We start from the raw sequence: 553 nt of genomic DNA, 5'->3' as shown, positions 1-553 counted from the left end.
CGTCGACGTTGGCGCCCTGCGCCAGCACCCCGGCCTGCGCGGTGTCGGCGTTCTGCTGGGTCGCGGTGCCGCTGCCGGCCAGCGTCGAGGTCCGCCGGTTGGTCACGTCCGCGAGGTGGCGGTTGGCTTCGGCCTGATCGACCATGGCGCGCGCCTGGATCAGCGCCGCCTGCAATTGCAGCACCTGCGATTGCGCCTGGACCAACTGCTGGTCGAGGTCGGGCGCGCTGATCCGGAACAGCAGGTCGCCCTTCCTCACGTGCGAGCCGATATCGACCTTGCGCTCGACGATGTAGCCGGTCGCCCGCGGATAGAGGCTCGCGGTGTCGAAGGCCTGGGTGGTGCCGGTCTGGGTCAGGCTGAGCGTGTCGGAGGCCTGCCGGGCCATGGCCACCCGCACGGTCTGGGGCTTCTTGGCCGCCTGCGGCGGCGGGCTCGCCGCCCGGGACGGCTCCGGCCAGTGGCGGTAGCCCAGGAGCCCGACCCCCGCCAGCGCCAGCAGGCCGATCCACAGGCGGCCGGGCCGCGCGGGGCCGCCGGGCGCGCCCGGCGC

At 74.7% G+C, this 553-nt stretch carries 1 protein-coding gene; it reads right to left on the bottom strand.

Going from position 1 to position 553, the window contains the following annotated elements; translation table 11 throughout:
* A partial coding sequence (locus tag ACTXGE_RS12505; RefSeq protein ID WP_443560325.1) for an efflux RND transporter periplasmic adaptor subunit occupies positions 1 to 553 on the bottom strand: 553 nt, incomplete at both ends.

The sequence above is a fragment of the Psychrobacter sp. T6-4 genome, assembly GCF_052258425.1.
Classification (GTDB): Bacteria; Pseudomonadota; Gammaproteobacteria; order Pseudomonadales; family Moraxellaceae; genus Psychrobacter.
Note: the sequence above shows the minus strand (reverse complement) of the source record. Positions and strands in the feature narration are given on the sequence as shown.